This is a genomic window from Brevibacillus sp. WF146 (assembly GCF_001673705.2).
Taxonomy (GTDB): domain Bacteria; phylum Bacillota; class Bacilli; order Brevibacillales; family Brevibacillaceae; genus Brevibacillus; species Brevibacillus thermoruber.
Genome location: NZ_CP109943.1, coordinates 1,244,643 through 1,258,556, shown reverse-complemented (window position 1 = coordinate 1,258,556; position 13,914 = coordinate 1,244,643). Strand labels below are relative to the sequence as shown.

Annotated in this window: 11 protein-coding genes; 2 read left to right on the top strand and 9 right to left on the bottom strand. The window is 61.6% G+C overall.

What is annotated here, in order from left to right:
• Window positions 1-13 precede the first annotated feature (13 nt).
• The 3 genes from A6764_RS06085 to A6764_RS06075 all read right to left on the bottom strand — a co-directional run bounded on the left by A6764_RS06085 (window position 14) and on the right by A6764_RS06075 (window position 3,147).
• A complete protein-coding gene (locus A6764_RS06085) occupies window positions 14-841 on the bottom strand; it encodes a sugar ABC transporter permease (protein WP_029098608.1) in 828 nt (275 codons plus the stop codon).
• Window position 842: 1 nt separating this feature from the next.
• Entirely contained in the window at window positions 843-1,763 is a 921-nt protein-coding gene (locus A6764_RS06080; RefSeq protein WP_065067060.1) for a carbohydrate ABC transporter permease, read from the bottom strand.
• 106 nt (window positions 1,764-1,869) lie between these two features.
• Window positions 1,870-3,147 (bottom strand): extracellular solute-binding protein, encoded by a 1,278-nt coding sequence (locus A6764_RS06075; protein WP_029098606.1) that lies wholly within the window; start codon window positions 3,145-3,147, stop codon window positions 1,870-1,872.
• A 460-nt stretch (window positions 3,148-3,607) separates the two neighbouring features.
• Between A6764_RS06075 and A6764_RS06070 the strand changes: the two genes are divergently transcribed.
• A complete protein-coding gene (locus tag A6764_RS06070) occupies window positions 3,608-4,630 on the top strand; it encodes a LacI family DNA-binding transcriptional regulator (RefSeq protein ID WP_029098605.1) in 1,023 nt (340 codons plus the stop codon).
• 34 nt (window positions 4,631-4,664) lie between these two features.
• Complete coding sequence (locus tag A6764_RS06065) at window positions 4,665-6,620, top strand: glycoside hydrolase family 15 protein (RefSeq protein ID WP_264622450.1); 1,956 nt, start codon at window positions 4,665-4,667, stop codon at window positions 6,618-6,620.
• 66 nt (window positions 6,621-6,686) lie between these two features.
• On the opposite strand, the gene A6764_RS06060 is transcribed toward A6764_RS06065, so the two are convergent.
• From A6764_RS06060 to hppD, 6 genes are all read right to left on the bottom strand, one after another.
• The gene (locus tag A6764_RS06060; protein WP_044897244.1) at window positions 6,687-7,517 is read right to left on the bottom strand and encodes an inositol monophosphatase family protein; all 831 of its coding nucleotides are present in this window, start codon (window positions 7,515-7,517) and stop codon (window positions 6,687-6,689) included.
• Between the two features lie 178 nt (window positions 7,518-7,695).
• Window positions 7,696-7,908, bottom strand: coding sequence for a CstA-like transporter-associated (seleno)protein (locus A6764_RS06055; RefSeq protein ID WP_029098603.1), 213 nt, complete (start codon window positions 7,906-7,908; stop codon window positions 7,696-7,698).
• Complete coding sequence (locus tag A6764_RS06050; RefSeq protein WP_065067061.1) at window positions 7,905-9,998, bottom strand: carbon starvation CstA family protein; 2,094 nt, start codon at window positions 9,996-9,998, stop codon at window positions 7,905-7,907. Before A6764_RS06050 ends, A6764_RS06055 begins: the two co-directional genes overlap by 4 nt.
• A gap of 147 nt (window positions 9,999-10,145) precedes the next feature.
• Window positions 10,146-10,928 carry a LytR/AlgR family response regulator transcription factor gene (locus tag A6764_RS06045; RefSeq protein WP_035299767.1) on the bottom strand — a complete coding sequence of 261 codons (783 nt, stop codon included), beginning with the start codon at window positions 10,926-10,928 and terminating at the stop codon, window positions 10,146-10,148.
• Window positions 10,903-12,624, bottom strand: a complete 1,722-nt coding sequence (locus A6764_RS06040; protein ID WP_044897246.1) for a sensor histidine kinase — start codon at window positions 12,622-12,624, stop codon at window positions 10,903-10,905. Before A6764_RS06040 ends, A6764_RS06045 begins: the two co-directional genes overlap by 26 nt.
• A gap of 143 nt (window positions 12,625-12,767) precedes the next feature.
• On the bottom strand, window positions 12,768-13,859 hold the full coding sequence (hppD, locus tag A6764_RS06035) for a 4-hydroxyphenylpyruvate dioxygenase (protein WP_065067063.1): 1,092 nt from the start codon (window positions 13,857-13,859) through the stop codon (window positions 12,768-12,770).
• Between the last annotated feature and the right edge of the window lie 55 nt (window positions 13,860-13,914).

Sequence of the window (13,914 nt, the reverse complement as noted above, 5' to 3'; positions counted from 1 at the left end):
CCCTCCCGTCGCTTCACCCTTTTGTCCCGCCGGAGGACAAGCCGGTAATCAGATAGCGCTGCGCCAGCAAAAAGACGATCAGCACGGGCAGCGTGACGATGATCGCCCCGGCCGCCATGTAATGCCAGTCGGAATTGAACTGGTTGACAAACTGCTGCAAGCCGATCGGCAGCGTGTACATTCGCTGTTCGGACATGAAGGTGAGGGCGATCAAAAACTCGTTCCACGCCGTGATGAAGGCGAAGAAGCCGGTCACGGCGATACCCGGCAGCGACAGCGGCAGCACGATCCGGCAAAACGCGCCGAAGTGGGACAAGCCGTCCACCCGCGCCGCTTCCTCCAGCTCGTAGGGAATCGTGTCAAAGTAGTTTTTCAGCATCATCACGCAAAACGGCACCGCTACCGTAGCATATGCGAGCACCAGGCCGAGGTAGCTGTTCAACAGCCCCAGCGCGTTGACAATCCGGTACAGCGGCACGATCAACAGCGCCCCCGGGAACATCTGGGTGAGAAAAAAGCTGAAGGAGATCGCCCGTTTGCCGGCAAAGCGGAAGCGGGACATGGCGTAGGCCGCCGTGGTGGACAATGACAGCGCCACAAGCGCGGTCAAGAGCGCGACGAGGAAGCTGTTGGCCATCCACTGCAAAAAGACGCCGTCGGCACGGGTCAGCACGTGAACGTAATTGTCCCAGGTAAACGTGTGCGGAACGATGGACAGCTCGGTCGAAAACACTTCCGCCCGCGGTTTGAAGCTGGTGGCGAGAATCCACAGCACGGGAAAGACGGCAATCGCGGATGCGGCGATCAAGAGAAGGTGCACCCACCAGTTGGACGTGCGCATCTCAGTAGTACACCCCCTCGCCGCTGTTGGCTTTGATCAGCCGCCGGTACAGCACCGTAAAGGCGAGCAGAAAGCTGAAAATCACCACGCCGTAAGTGGCGGCCATACCGAAGTTCCAGTTCATGAACGCCTCCCGGTAGGCGTAGGTGACGAGAATTTCCGTGGAGCGGACCGGCCCGCCGCGCGTCACCAGGAAAATGATGGTGAACATGTTGAACGTCCAGATCACGCCGAGCACAGTCGCCGTCGCCGCCACCGGCCTCAGGAGCGGCAGCGTGATGTTCCAGAACTGGCTCCACGGCGAAGCTCCGTCCACGCGGGCCGCCTCGTAGAGGGATGGCGGGATGCTTTGCAGGCCGCCCAACAGCGTGATCATCATGAACGGCACGCCCACCCAGACGTTGACCATGATCACCGAGACCATCGCCCAAAAGCTGTCACTCAGCCAGGGAATCGGCGCGAAGCCCAGCTTTTGCAGGACGATGTTGAACAAGCCGTACGTTTGGTTGTACATCCACGTCCAGGAAAAGGCGGAGACAAACGACGGCACCGCCCACGGAACCATCAGCAGCATGCGGTAGATGCCGCGTCCTTTGATGTTGCGGTTCAGCAGAAGCGCCAGCCCCAACCCGATGACGAAATGGAAAAAGACATTGACAAACGTCCAGACCAGCGTCTGCACAATCACGTCGCGAAACACCGAATCGGGCTTGAAAATCGAGGCAAACAAATCGACGTAGTTGTCCAGTCCGACAAACGTCCAACTGGGCGGGGCAAATTTACTGCCCATGTTGTACTGGTTCATGTCAGTAAAGCTGTAGATGATTCCCTGCACCAGCGGATAAAACACCAACAGCGCCATCACCACAAGCACAGGCGTGAGAAACAGCCAGGCGATCCACTTGTTGCTGCATATTGTCAACCATCACGCCCCCCTTTTTCCAACAACGTCCTTCGACAGCGCGAAGGGAAGAAAAGCCCATCGGCCATTCTCCCTCGCGCCTTCATGCGGTTTTCGTTTTCATTCGCTATTGTCCCAGCAGCGCCTTCCACGCGCCGGCAACCGCGTCCAGCCCTTCCTGCGGCTTTTTCTCGCCCTTGTAGATCGCCTGGATCTCGGGATCGAACGAGGCGAAAATCTGTCCCCCTTCCGGAATGACCGGCCGGTTCTTGGCGCTTTCCATTACCGCCTTAAAATCGGAGATCAGCCGGTTCTCCTTGATTTCCGGCATCTCGTACGCCGATTTACGCGTCGGCAGTGTGCCGTTTTTGCTCGCCAATTTGGCCTGGCTCTCCTTGCTGGTGAGGAAAGCGATCAGCTTGTAGGCGGCCTCTTTTGACTTGGAGCCGGCGTAGATGGCCAGGCTGTGCCCGCCCACGGGAGAGCCGGTATGCCCGTCCGGTCCGGCCGGAATCGGAGCGATCCCCAGGTTGTTCGGATCGCGGAACTCTTCCCCTGAGAGAATGTCGGAGGTAGCCCAGGGGCCGTTGAAAATCATTGCCGCGCTCCCTTTTTTAAAGGCTTCATTCATGTTCTGGTAGCTGTTGGCCGCATCCAGATCCTTCGGGTACACGTGATCCTGATCGCGCAGTTTCAAGGCAAACTCGATGCCCTTCACCGCACCCGGCGTGTTGATCAGCACCTGCAAGTTGTCGTCGATCAGCCCCCCGCCAAACGCCCAGATAAACGGCAGCGAGAAGTAGGCTTCCGTCTGGCGGTGGTAGAAGCCCCACCTGTCTTTGCCGTTGGACAGCGCCTTGGCGGCTGCGGCAAATTCGTCCATCGTCCGGGGCGGCTCGTTGAACCCGGCCTCTTTCAGCATCCGCTTGTTGTACAAGAGAGCCAGCGCGTCGGTCACCTCCGGTACGCTCCAGACGTGGCCGTTCCACTTGCTGTAGGAGAGCGGCGCCTCCAGGAAGTCGTCCTGATCCGTAAAGTAGCTGTCCAGCGGCTCCAGCAGCCCCATTTTGGCAAACTCCGGCGTCCAAGCCACTTCGGAGCGGATCACGTCCGGTCCGTTGCCGGCCTGCGCCGCAGTGCGAAACTTGTTCTGAGCCTCGCCGAACGGGATCAGCTCCAGGTTTACCTTGATCTCTTTGTTTTCCTGTTCAAACTGGCTGATCAGTTCCCTCAGCGCCACTGTCTCTGATTCGCGCATCGTCGTCCAGAATGTTAGCGTGACGGGCCCGTCCTTCTGCTGCGCCGGCCCTCCCTGCTGACCGCCTGCCTCGCTGGAGCCGCCGCAGCCGGCCAACAGCGAACCAACCAACGCCATCGCGGTAAAAATGCTGAAAAAGCGTTTCATCCATGTACCCCTCTTTCTTCCTGATATACAGGTTAATCTGCCGGACGTGTCGCCGCGGACCATTCTGGCGGTGCCCCCGTCGAGAGGGCGGCTGCTTGGGGGACAGTCTGCAAACCGAAGCTGTTTTGGCAGTGTTGCGGGTCAGCGTACAAGTTAATGCAAACGATTGCACATGATCGTGTCAGAGCCCCCCAAATGGAACACGCGGCAAAACCGCCTTGCATGTACTACCATCCTACACGAAACAATCCAGCCGAGAAAACGCTTGCAAACAGCCATATTTGGTCATTTTTCCTTTTTATGATAGAATATCGCCGTAATTCTACCAATTTTTCTCGCATGCGTCTTTTTTCTGTATATTTCATTCATTCCCTATTTTTGCGCATTAACAGTTTACAAGCGGATGCTTTTCCGGTACGATGTTGAAAAACAAACGTTTGCACAGAACTGGGAGGATTGTATGTCCGTTACGATCAAGGATGTGGCCCGCGCGGCGGGAGTCTCTCCTTCCACCGTGTCCCGGGTCCTGTCCCATCATCCGAAAATCAGTCCGGCGACGGTGCGAAAAGTCCGGGAGGCCATGGAGGCGCTTGGCTACCATCCCAACATCATGGCCAAAAGCCTCGTTTCCAAAAGCACGCAAACGATCGGGCTTGTTCTGCCCCGTTCCGTCGAAGAGTTTGTCAATCCATTTTTTTCTGAGGTGCTGCGCGGCATGCTGGCCTGCGCGCAATCAGCCGGATACGACGTGCTGATGTCATCGGCCAACAGCCGCCCGGAAGAGCTGGAGTCGGTCAACCGGATGATCCTCGGCCGCCGCGTAGACGGCATCATCCTGATGGCCCCCCGCAAGGCGGACCCGCTGGTGGATCTGTTGCTGGAGCACGACTTTCCCTTCGTCCTGCTGGGCCGCTCGCTGGAGCGGAGCGACCTCTTGTGCGTCAACAACAACAACGTGCAGGCCGCGTTTGACGCCACCCGCCATCTGATCGCTCAGGGGCACGAGCATATCGGTTTTGTCAGCGGACCGCCGGACATGGTCGTCTCGGAGGATCGGCTGGAAGGCTACAAGCGGGCGCTCGCCGAAGCGGGGCTCCCGTTTCGCCAGGAGTGGGTAATGACGGCGGAGATGCTTCAGGCCGGCGGCTTCCACGCCACGTCCCTGATGATGAGCCAGCCGGAACGGCCGACCGCTTTCGTCGTGATCGACGACGTGATCGCATTTGGGTTTATCCGCCAACTGTACGAAGCGGGGATGCGTGTCCCCGACGATGTCTCAGTGGTCAGCTTCAACAACATCATGCTGTCCGAACTGAGCAATCCACCGATCAGCACCGTGGACATCGGCATTTACCACCTCGGCTACACGACCGTCCAACTGCTGATCCGCAAGCTGGCCGGCGAGACGATCACACAGCCACAGATCGTGCTGCCCCACCGGCTGATCGTCCGCGGCTCATCCGCCCGACAGCCGGATGCGTAATCGGGGAAGACGCTTCTTGGGAAGGAGAATCCACATGATGAATCCTGTCACGGGAAAACCGTATCTCAACGACGCTGTCATCGGCAACGCGTCGATGCTGGCCGCTCTGGGGCGCAGCGGGGAGCTGTACCGCCTCTGGTGGCCGCATGTTGACTTCCCGCAGCACGTGGAGCGGATGCGCGCCGGCGTCTTTGTGGAGGAAGAAAGCGAGGAGACCGTTTGGACAGACGACCCGGCTGAGTGGCAATGGGAGCAGGCTTACCTGCCGCGGACCAACGTGCTGCGCACGGCAGGGGCGGCCCGCCGTCTGCCTCTGCGCTGGGAAACCGTCGATTTTGCCGTTCCTGGCGAGCCGCTGTTGGTTCGCTTGTACAAATGGACCAACACAGGCCGCAAACCGATCCGGCTCCGCTTTTTCTGCGCCGCTTCGCTCACCATCGGGGAAAATCGCCTGTACAACTGCGTCACCTATGACCCCCACATCGACGGACTGGTGTACTTTCGTCATCAATACGCGTTTGCGCTGGCCAGTCCGCTGGGGTGCGCCCAGTACACCTGCGCCGACGCCTGGAAGCACGCGTCCCGGGGGTATTTGCCGGGCACCAGGGTGGCGATGGCGCCGGACGGGGCGCTCGGCTGGACGTTCCCGCTGGAACCGGGGGAGACGGCCGCCATCCCCGTCTATCTCACGGCGGGAAGTCGGGTGGACGAGGCGGTAAACGCCATGCGCCGGGCGTTTGCCGCCTCGGCCGAGGACCATCTGGAGCGGACCGTGCGCTACTGGCACGACTACCTGGACGTACAGCCCGCCCTCCCTGCCGGCTGCGACGAGCGGACTCGCCGCGTCTACGAGCGTTCCCTGCTCGTCTTCCGGCTGATGGCGGACGAACAGACCGGCTGCGTGATCGCCGCGCCGGAGTTTGACGAGGCCTTCACCCGCTGCGGCGGCTACGCCTACTGCTGGGGACGGGACGCGGCGTACATCACGACCGCCTTTGACCGGGCCGGTCTGAGCGGCATGTCCCGGATGTTCTACCGCTGGACGCTGACGGCCCAGGATCCGGACGGCTCGTTTCAGCAGCGCCACTATCACGACGGACGGCTGGCCCCTTCCTGGGGGCTGCAGATCGACGAGGGCGGTTCGATCCTCTGGGGGATGCACCAGCACTATGTGGCGACGCGGGACCGGGCATTTCTCGAAGAGGTGTGGCCGGCCGTGGAAAAAGGGACGACCTTCCTGCTCTCCTACCTGGACCGCGACACCGGGCTGCCGCTGCCCAGCCGCGACCTCTGGGAGGAGCGCAGCGCGGAGCACACGTATTCCGCCGCCGCCGTACACGCCGGCGTAACCGCCGCGGCGGCAATGGCTCGGGAGCTGGGGAAAACCGGCCTGGCCCACCGCTGGGAGGAGGCCGCGAAGGCTTTGAAAGAGGCCATTTTGACGCGGGCCTACGACGAACGGCGGGGAACGTTTTACCGCGCGCTCAAGCTGCAGGTGGACCGCTCCGCCTACCAGCGCGCCGTCGAGTCCGGCTTCCCCGCTTTTGCGGAGACGGACGAGAAGGGATACGTCTCCTATTACGTCCAGCACGATCCGGTCTACGACATCAGTCTGCTCGGTCTCAGCGTGCCGTTTGGCCTGCTGGATGCGTCCGATCCGCGCATGGCCCGCACTGCCGACGCGATCGAACGCGCCTGCGCCGTCCCCGGCGTCGGCGGCATCCGCCGCTACGAAGACGACCGCTACATCGGCGGCAATCCGTGGATTCTCACCACCCTGTGGCTCGCCCAGTTCCGGATCGCCCAGGGCCGGTTTGACGAGGCCAAACGTCATCTGGCGTGGGCCGTCGCCCACGCCAGCCCGCTCGATCTGCTGCCGGAGCAGGTCGACAGGCAGACCGGCGAGCCCGCCTGGGTGGTGCCGCTGACCTGGTCCCACGCGATGTTTGTGCTGACGGTGCACATGCTGCTGGAGAACGAACAGTTGTAGGAAACGTCACGATACGCTGTCCGGAAAAACCGAAAAACCACTGGACCGGTTTCCAGTGGTTTTTTGTCATGTCGCGCCATTGTCCGCCATATCGTTTTCCGTGAGGTTGAGGTAATGCTGCAGTTCTTCGTAAAACGCGGGATTGCAGGCCATCACGCTGCTTTTCCGGTCAAACGGCAGCGGACTGCCGGTCATCGTCGTCACGCGTCCGCCCGCTTCTTCCACAATGATCCTGCCGGCGCCAAAATCCCAGGCGTTCAGCGACAGGCTGACGTATCCGTCAAGCCTTCCCGCGGCCACGTAGGCCATTTCCAGTGCCGCGCTGCCCAAGAGGCGCATCCCCCGCACCTTGCCGGCCAGTTTTTTCACGATCAGGTCAATGCCGATCTGCTCCGCCCGCTTGTTCCAGAAGACGCTCGTACACAGCAGCGCTTCTTCCAGCTTCACCTGCCGCTCCAGGCGCAGCGGCTGGTCGTTGAGGTACGCTCCTTCTCCTTTTGCCGCGTAAAACATCTCGTCGCGGGAAGGATCGTACACCACGCCGACCAGTCCCTCCCCCTTGTGGTAGACGGCGATGGAGACGGAAAAGTTGATCTGCTGGTGGACAAAGTTGGTGGTGCCGTCGATCGGATCGATCACCCACAGCGTGTCAAACTGGCGGGGATCGCCGGCAAACGTGCTCTCCTCCCCGAGAATGCCGTGGTCGGGAAAATGGCGCAAAATCGTCTCGACCACGTGTTTTTCCACTTCTTTGTCCACGGCAGTGACCAAGTCGGAGGCGGACGTCTTGTATTCGACGGTAAACGGCTGCTTCATTCGCGCGAGGCTCAGCTCACCCGCGCTTCGGGCGCAGTGAAGGGCCAGCTCTTTCAACGCCGTCAGAGTTGATGCTTGCACACGAATCGCCACCCACATCTTGACTTTGCCTATAGTGTACCATACTTTGCCTGCCGATACACCGTTCCGTCTGTCCCGGTTGTCGACGCGCCTGTCTGCCGCCGGACAGCCGGAAAGCGGCGGGAGGCCCGTCAGCCGGACCTCCCGTTTCCTCTTGTGTGCCAGCGGCCGCGCGCGTCTAACAGCAGCGCGTCACCCCGCCTTTTTCATACCGCTCCCGCAGCGCGTACATGTAGTACTCCCGCTCCGTCATCGGAAACATGCCCGGTTTGGCGTGGGTCGCGTACCAATGCTGCAGATAGCGGTCGTAGTCCGGCATGCCGAAGATGGTCTTGATGGTCGAACGTACCTTGCGCAGCGACTGGCGAATCGCTCTCCACCTGCGTCTCATGCCACGTGATGCCCTTTCCCGTCGTAGTAATTGTCCCCTTTGGACTGGACGTACGGAGACTCGTACAGCGGATACTGCCTGCCGCGCAGGATGTTGATCCACAGGCGAAGGCCGTCCAGAATGATGCCGATGGTGATCGCCATGAAGATGGCGCAGACAACGGCGTCAATCTGGTCGTTGAAAATCATCTTTTGCGCGGCTTCCACCGACTTGACGCCTTTGGGCAGGGTGCCGGCGTCAAGCGCCTTCTGGAACGCTTCGGCATGGGAGAGGAAGCCGATTTTCGGGTCGCTGTGGAACAGCTTTTGCCAGCCGGCCGTCAGCGTCGCGGCGGTCAGCCAGGCCATCGGCACCAGCGTGACCCAGGAGTACCGGGCCTTGCCCATCTTGAAGATGAGCGTCGTCCCGACGACAAAGGCGATCGCGGCCAGCATCTGGTTGGCGATGCCGAACAGCGGCCACAGCGTATAGATGCCGCCCAGCGGGTCCATCACGCCCTGCAGCAGGAAGTACCCCCATCCGGCCGAAATCAGGGCGGACCCGATCAGGTTGCCGGGCATCCAATCCACCCGCTTCATTTTCGGAAACACGTTGCCCAGGAGATCCTGCACCATGAAGCGGCCGACGCGGGTGCCGGCGTCAATCGTGGTCAGAATGAAAACGGCTTCAAACAGGATCGCAAAGTGGTACCAGAAGGCCATCAACGCCTTGCCGCCGAGGATGCCGGAGAAGATGGTCGCCATCCCGATCGCCAGCGACGGCGCTCCGCCGGTCCGGGAGAGAATCGTGTTCTCCTTGATGTCGTTTGCCATCGCGGTAATCTGGTCCGGTGTAATGGTAAAGCCCCAACTGTTGATCGTCTGCGCCGCGGCGGCGGCGTCGACGCCGATCACGGCAGCCGGCGAGTTGATCGCAAAGTACATGCCCGGCGTCAGCACGCAGGCGGCGATCATCGCCATGATGGCGACGGCCGACTCCATCAGCATCCCGCCGTAGCCGATCAGCGGCGCGTGCGATTCCTTGGCGATCATCTTCGGCGTCGTCCCTGACGACACCAGCGCGTGGAAGCCGGAGACCGCGCCGCAGGCGATGGTGATGAACAGGAACGGGAACAGATTGCCCGCAAACACGGGGCCCGTGCCGTCGATAAACTTGGTCAGCGCCGGCATCTGCAGCGGCGGCAGCGTCAGCAGGATGCCGACCGCCAGCACGGCAATCGTGCCGACTTTCAAAAACGAGCTCAGGTAGTCACGCGGCGCCAGCAGCAGCCAGACCGGCAGGACGGACGCGATGAACCCGTAGATGATGATCATCCAGGCGAGCTGCACCTTGCTGAACGTAAAGGCCGGTCCCCAGGTGGGCGAAGCGGCCACCGCCTGCCCCCACCAGAGCGACAGGAACAAGAGCGCCAGACCGATCAGCGAGCCTTCCAGTACCCGTCCCGGACGGATGTAGCGCATGTACAGGCCCATCAGCAGGGCAATCGGCAGCGTCATGAAAATGGTGAACGTCGCCCACGGCGATTCCGCGAGAGCGTTTACAACAACCATCGCCAAAACGGCAATCAGGATCACCATGATCGCCAGGATGCCCACCAGCGCCAGCGCGCCGCCGAAGGGCCCGATCTCTTCCTTGGCGATCTGGCCGAGCGTCTTGCCGTTGCGGCGCATCGACCCGAACAGGATGACGAAGTCCTGGACGGCGCCGCCCAGCACCACCCCGACGATAATCCAGATGGTCCCCGGCAGGTAGCCCATCTGCGCGGCCAGCGTCGGACCGACGAGCGGGCCGGCCCCGGCGATCGCCGCAAAGTGGTGGCCGAACAGCACCCATTTGTTCGTCGGCACAAAGTCCTTGCCGTCGTTGTTCACTTCCGCCGGCGTGGCCCGGTTGTCGTCCAGGCCCATGATTTTTTTCGCGATGAAGCGGCTGTAGAACCGGTACGCGACGGCATACGTACAGATCGCGGCCGTCAGAAGCCAGAACGAGTTGACGTGTTCGCCCCGGGAGAGCGCCAAAAAGCCGAATCCGATCGCGCCCAAGGCGGCAATCCCGCCCCAGATCAGGGCTGAGAGCAGCCATTTTTTCATTGGTCCTTCCCCCTTGCCTATGAATAAAGACATAAAACCTAACCATACCGTATCACGGAAGGGGCAGTGCGAAGAATGGAAATTGTCCGAACAGTACAAATGGAGACATGAACGGCGATAACGGCGCATGAACGAGCGGTACTTCCATTAGAACCCCAGCCGCTTTTTCAGTTCCTTCACCACGTTTCGGCTGACCGGCACTTCCGTCCGGCGCGCGTCCTGCATCACCAGGTGGACCGCTCCCTTGAACCATGGCACCAGTTCCGCCGTCTTCGACAGATTGACGATGTAGGCCCGGTGGGTGCGGAAAAACTGGTGCGGGGACAGCCTGCTCTCCAGCTCCTGCAGGGTAAACGAGGTGGCGTACTGGTCCGCTTCGGTGTAAATGGTGGCGTACCGGCCGTCCAGCGTGGCGAAGACGATGTCGTTCGGATCGATCAGCATGATCTTGCCGCTTTTCTCCACGGGGATGCGGCGCGGCTGCTGGTGGGCCAGGACGGACTGGAGCAGGGTGTTCAGCCGCTCCTCCAGATGGGGGGCGTGGGCCTGTGCCGCTTCGCTTTGCCGGCGCAGCCGGCGGACCCGGTTGATCGTCTTTTCCAGGCGGTGTTCGCTGAACGGCTTGACGATGTAGTCCACCGCGTCCGTCTCGAAGGCGCGCACGGCGTGAATCTCGTACGCGCTGGCAAAGATGATGACGGGCGGGTTCCCCATCGACTCGTAGAGTTCCTGGCCGACATCCACGCCGTCACGGTCGTGCAGGTGGATGTCCAGAAAGACGGCGTCCGGTTCCGCCCCGGGTATGGATTCGATCGCTTCCTCACCGCTCGCCGCCTCCCCGATCACCGTCACGTCCGGAAATTGTTCCAGCAGATAGCGAAGCTCGGCGCGGGCGGGCGCTTCGTCATCCACGATGAACGCTTTCAGCATGCGCTTTCACTCCTATCGGCAGATGTATGACGCAGGTCGTTCCCTTCCCCTTTTCACTCTCGATCGCGATTCCGTACGGCTCGCCGTAGATCGACTGCAGCCGGCTGCGGACGTTGGACAGCCCGATCCCGGAGAGGCGGCGCTTGCCGTCCGGATGCGGCGGCGGCACGAACGGATCGCCGTCGATCCCGACGCCATTGTCCGCCACCGACAGCTCCAGCGTCTGCCGGTCCCGGCGGCGGGCGGCGATCCGCACGACGCCCCCTTCCCGCTTGGGCAGCAGGCCGTGCTTGACGGCGTTTTCCACCAGCGGCTGCAGCACCAGACCGGGCACCAGATAGCGGTCCACCCCCGGTTCGATGTCGTACTCCACCCGCAGTTTTTCCCCGAAGCGGGCCCGCTCGATCGCCAGGTAGGCCTCGATGTGCTCCAGCTCTTCCGCCAGCGTCACAAAGCCGCCGGAGTCGTGCAGGTTGCGGCGGAAGTATTCGCCCAGATGGATCAGCAGCTCCCGCGCCTGCTCCGGGCGAAAGCGGATAAACGACACGATCGTGTTGAGCGCGTTGAACAAAAAGTGCGGGTTGATCTGCGCGTGCAGGGCCTTGATCTCCGCATCGGCCAGAAGGCGCGCCTGCCGCTCCAGATCGGCCAATTCCAGTTGGGTGGAGATCAGGTTGCCCAGTCCCCGCACCAGTTCCAGGTCGACCGCCGACAGCTTGCGGGAGCGGTCCTGGTAGAGCTTCAGCACGCCGGCCATCTCCCCCCGCTTCCGCATCAGCGGCACGAGAATGGCGCAGCGCAGCGAACAGTTGGGCTCCCGGCAGCCGATTTCCTCCTTGGTGCGGGCGATCTTCACCTCTTTGGTGGCCAGCACCTCGCGGGTCGCCTTGGTCGAAATCGCCTGGCCGACGACGTGATGGGACGAGCCCGCACCGACGTGGGCCAGCACCGTTTTCGTGTCGGTGATCGCCACCGCCGCCACCCGGGTCGTGCGCAAAATCTCTTCCGCCACCTTTTTCGCCGACTCGTAGGTCAGGCCCTGCCGCAGGTAGGAGAGCGTCTTGTCCGCCACCTGCAGCGTCCGCTGGGCCTGCAGGGCGCCGATCCGGTCTTCTTCCGTCTTGACGAGGTCGATGATGATGATCAGGATCGCGATGCCCAGCGCGTTGACCACCGACATCGGCACGCTGATCGCCTTGATCAGCGCCAGCGCGTCCGCGTACGGTCTGGCCACCAGCAGGATGATGCCCATCTGCATCCATTCGGCGATGAACCCCACGGCCAGCGCCGTCGTCCAGCGAATCTCCCGGGAGCGGCGGAACTGGTAGACGAGACCGGCCAGCAGCCCTTCGCTGATCGTGGAGATCGCGCAGGCGAGGTCGGTAAAGCCGCCGAGCGTGTACCGGTGGATGCCGGCCACCAGCCCGGTCAGCAGCCCCACCCAGGGCCCGGCCAAGAGGCCCGCCACCACCGTGCCGATCACGCGCGAGTTGGCAATCGCGTCCAGGTACCAGATGCCGTTGTAGGTTCCGAGAATGGAGATGGCGGAAAAGATCAGCACCATCACCGCTTTATCCTTGAAAGTCGCCCGTTGGTTCAGCAAACTGCGGAACGCCTTGACGCGGGTAAACAGCAGCGCGGCCACCACCAGCACGGCGGTCCGCTCCGCCAGCGGCACCATCAGGGACAAATTCATCGGCGCCCCTCCTTTTTTCGGTCAAACTGATGCTTTCATTATCGCCAGCGGGCAGCCGCCCGGTCAATAGAATCGTCGCGCAAGACTGAAAATACCAAAAGCCCCCGGGAAGGTCCGGGGGCATGGCGTCAGGTCCATGCGGCTTACAGGTTGCCGCGCCGTTCCTGCTCGCGCTCCAGCGCCTCAAACAGCGCCTTGAAGTTGCCGTTGCCAAAGCCGCGCGCCCCTTTGCGCTGAATGATTTCCACAAACAGCGTCGGGCGGTCGACGATCGGCTTGCTGAAGAGCTGCAGCAGGTAGCCTTCGTCGTCGCGGTCCACCAGGATGCGAAGCTGGCGCAGCGTATCGACGTCCTCCTCGATTTCCCCGACCCGGTCTTTCAGCTCGTCGTAATACGTATCGGGCACGTGGAGGAAGTCGACGCCGTTGGCCCGCAGCCTGGAAACCGTGTCGACGATGTCGTTGGTCAAGAGGGCGATGTGCTGCACGCCCGGTCCCCTGTAGAAGTCCAGGAATTCCTGAATCTGCGACTTGCGGCGTCCTTCCGCCGGTTCGTTGATGGGAAACTTGATCCGTCCGGTGCCGCTCTGCATCACTTTGGACATCAGCGCGGAGTACTCGGTGGAGATATCTTCGTCACTGAAGTTTTGCACGGCGGTGAAGCCCATCACTTTCTGGTAGTACTGCACCCACTCGTCCATCACTTCCACGTTGCCGACGATGTGGTCGATGCCGATCAGGCCGGTGCCTTCCGCCTCCACCGGGGATTCGTAGGCGACGTAGCCGGGGAAGAACGGCCCGCTGTACTGTTTTCGCTCGATGAAGGAGTGGACGTTGTCCCCGTAGGTGGCGATGACCGCCTTTTTGATCGTGCCGTGCTCATCGCTGAACACCGTCGGCTCCATCACCGGCACGGCGCCGCGGGAGACAGCTTCGCGAAACGCCTGCTCGCAGTCCTCGACGCGCAGCGCCACGTCCTTCACCCCGTCGCCGTGCAATTTCACAAACTCGCTGATCGGTCCGTCGGGAGTGAGGGTCCCCGTCACGACAAAGGTGAGGTGGTTTTGCTTCAGCACGTAAGACACCTTGTCGCGCAAACCCGTCTCCAGTCCGGCATACGCGCAGGCCCGAAAACCGAACGCCTTGGTCAAGTAGTGCATGGCCTGCTTGGCGTTGCCCACGTAAAACTCCACGTAGTCCCAGTCTTGAATCGGAAAGAAATCGGTGCTGCTCATCGCTTCCGCCCTCCTGTTTTTTCAAAATGTTACAACAATTGAGATGATTTTGTCG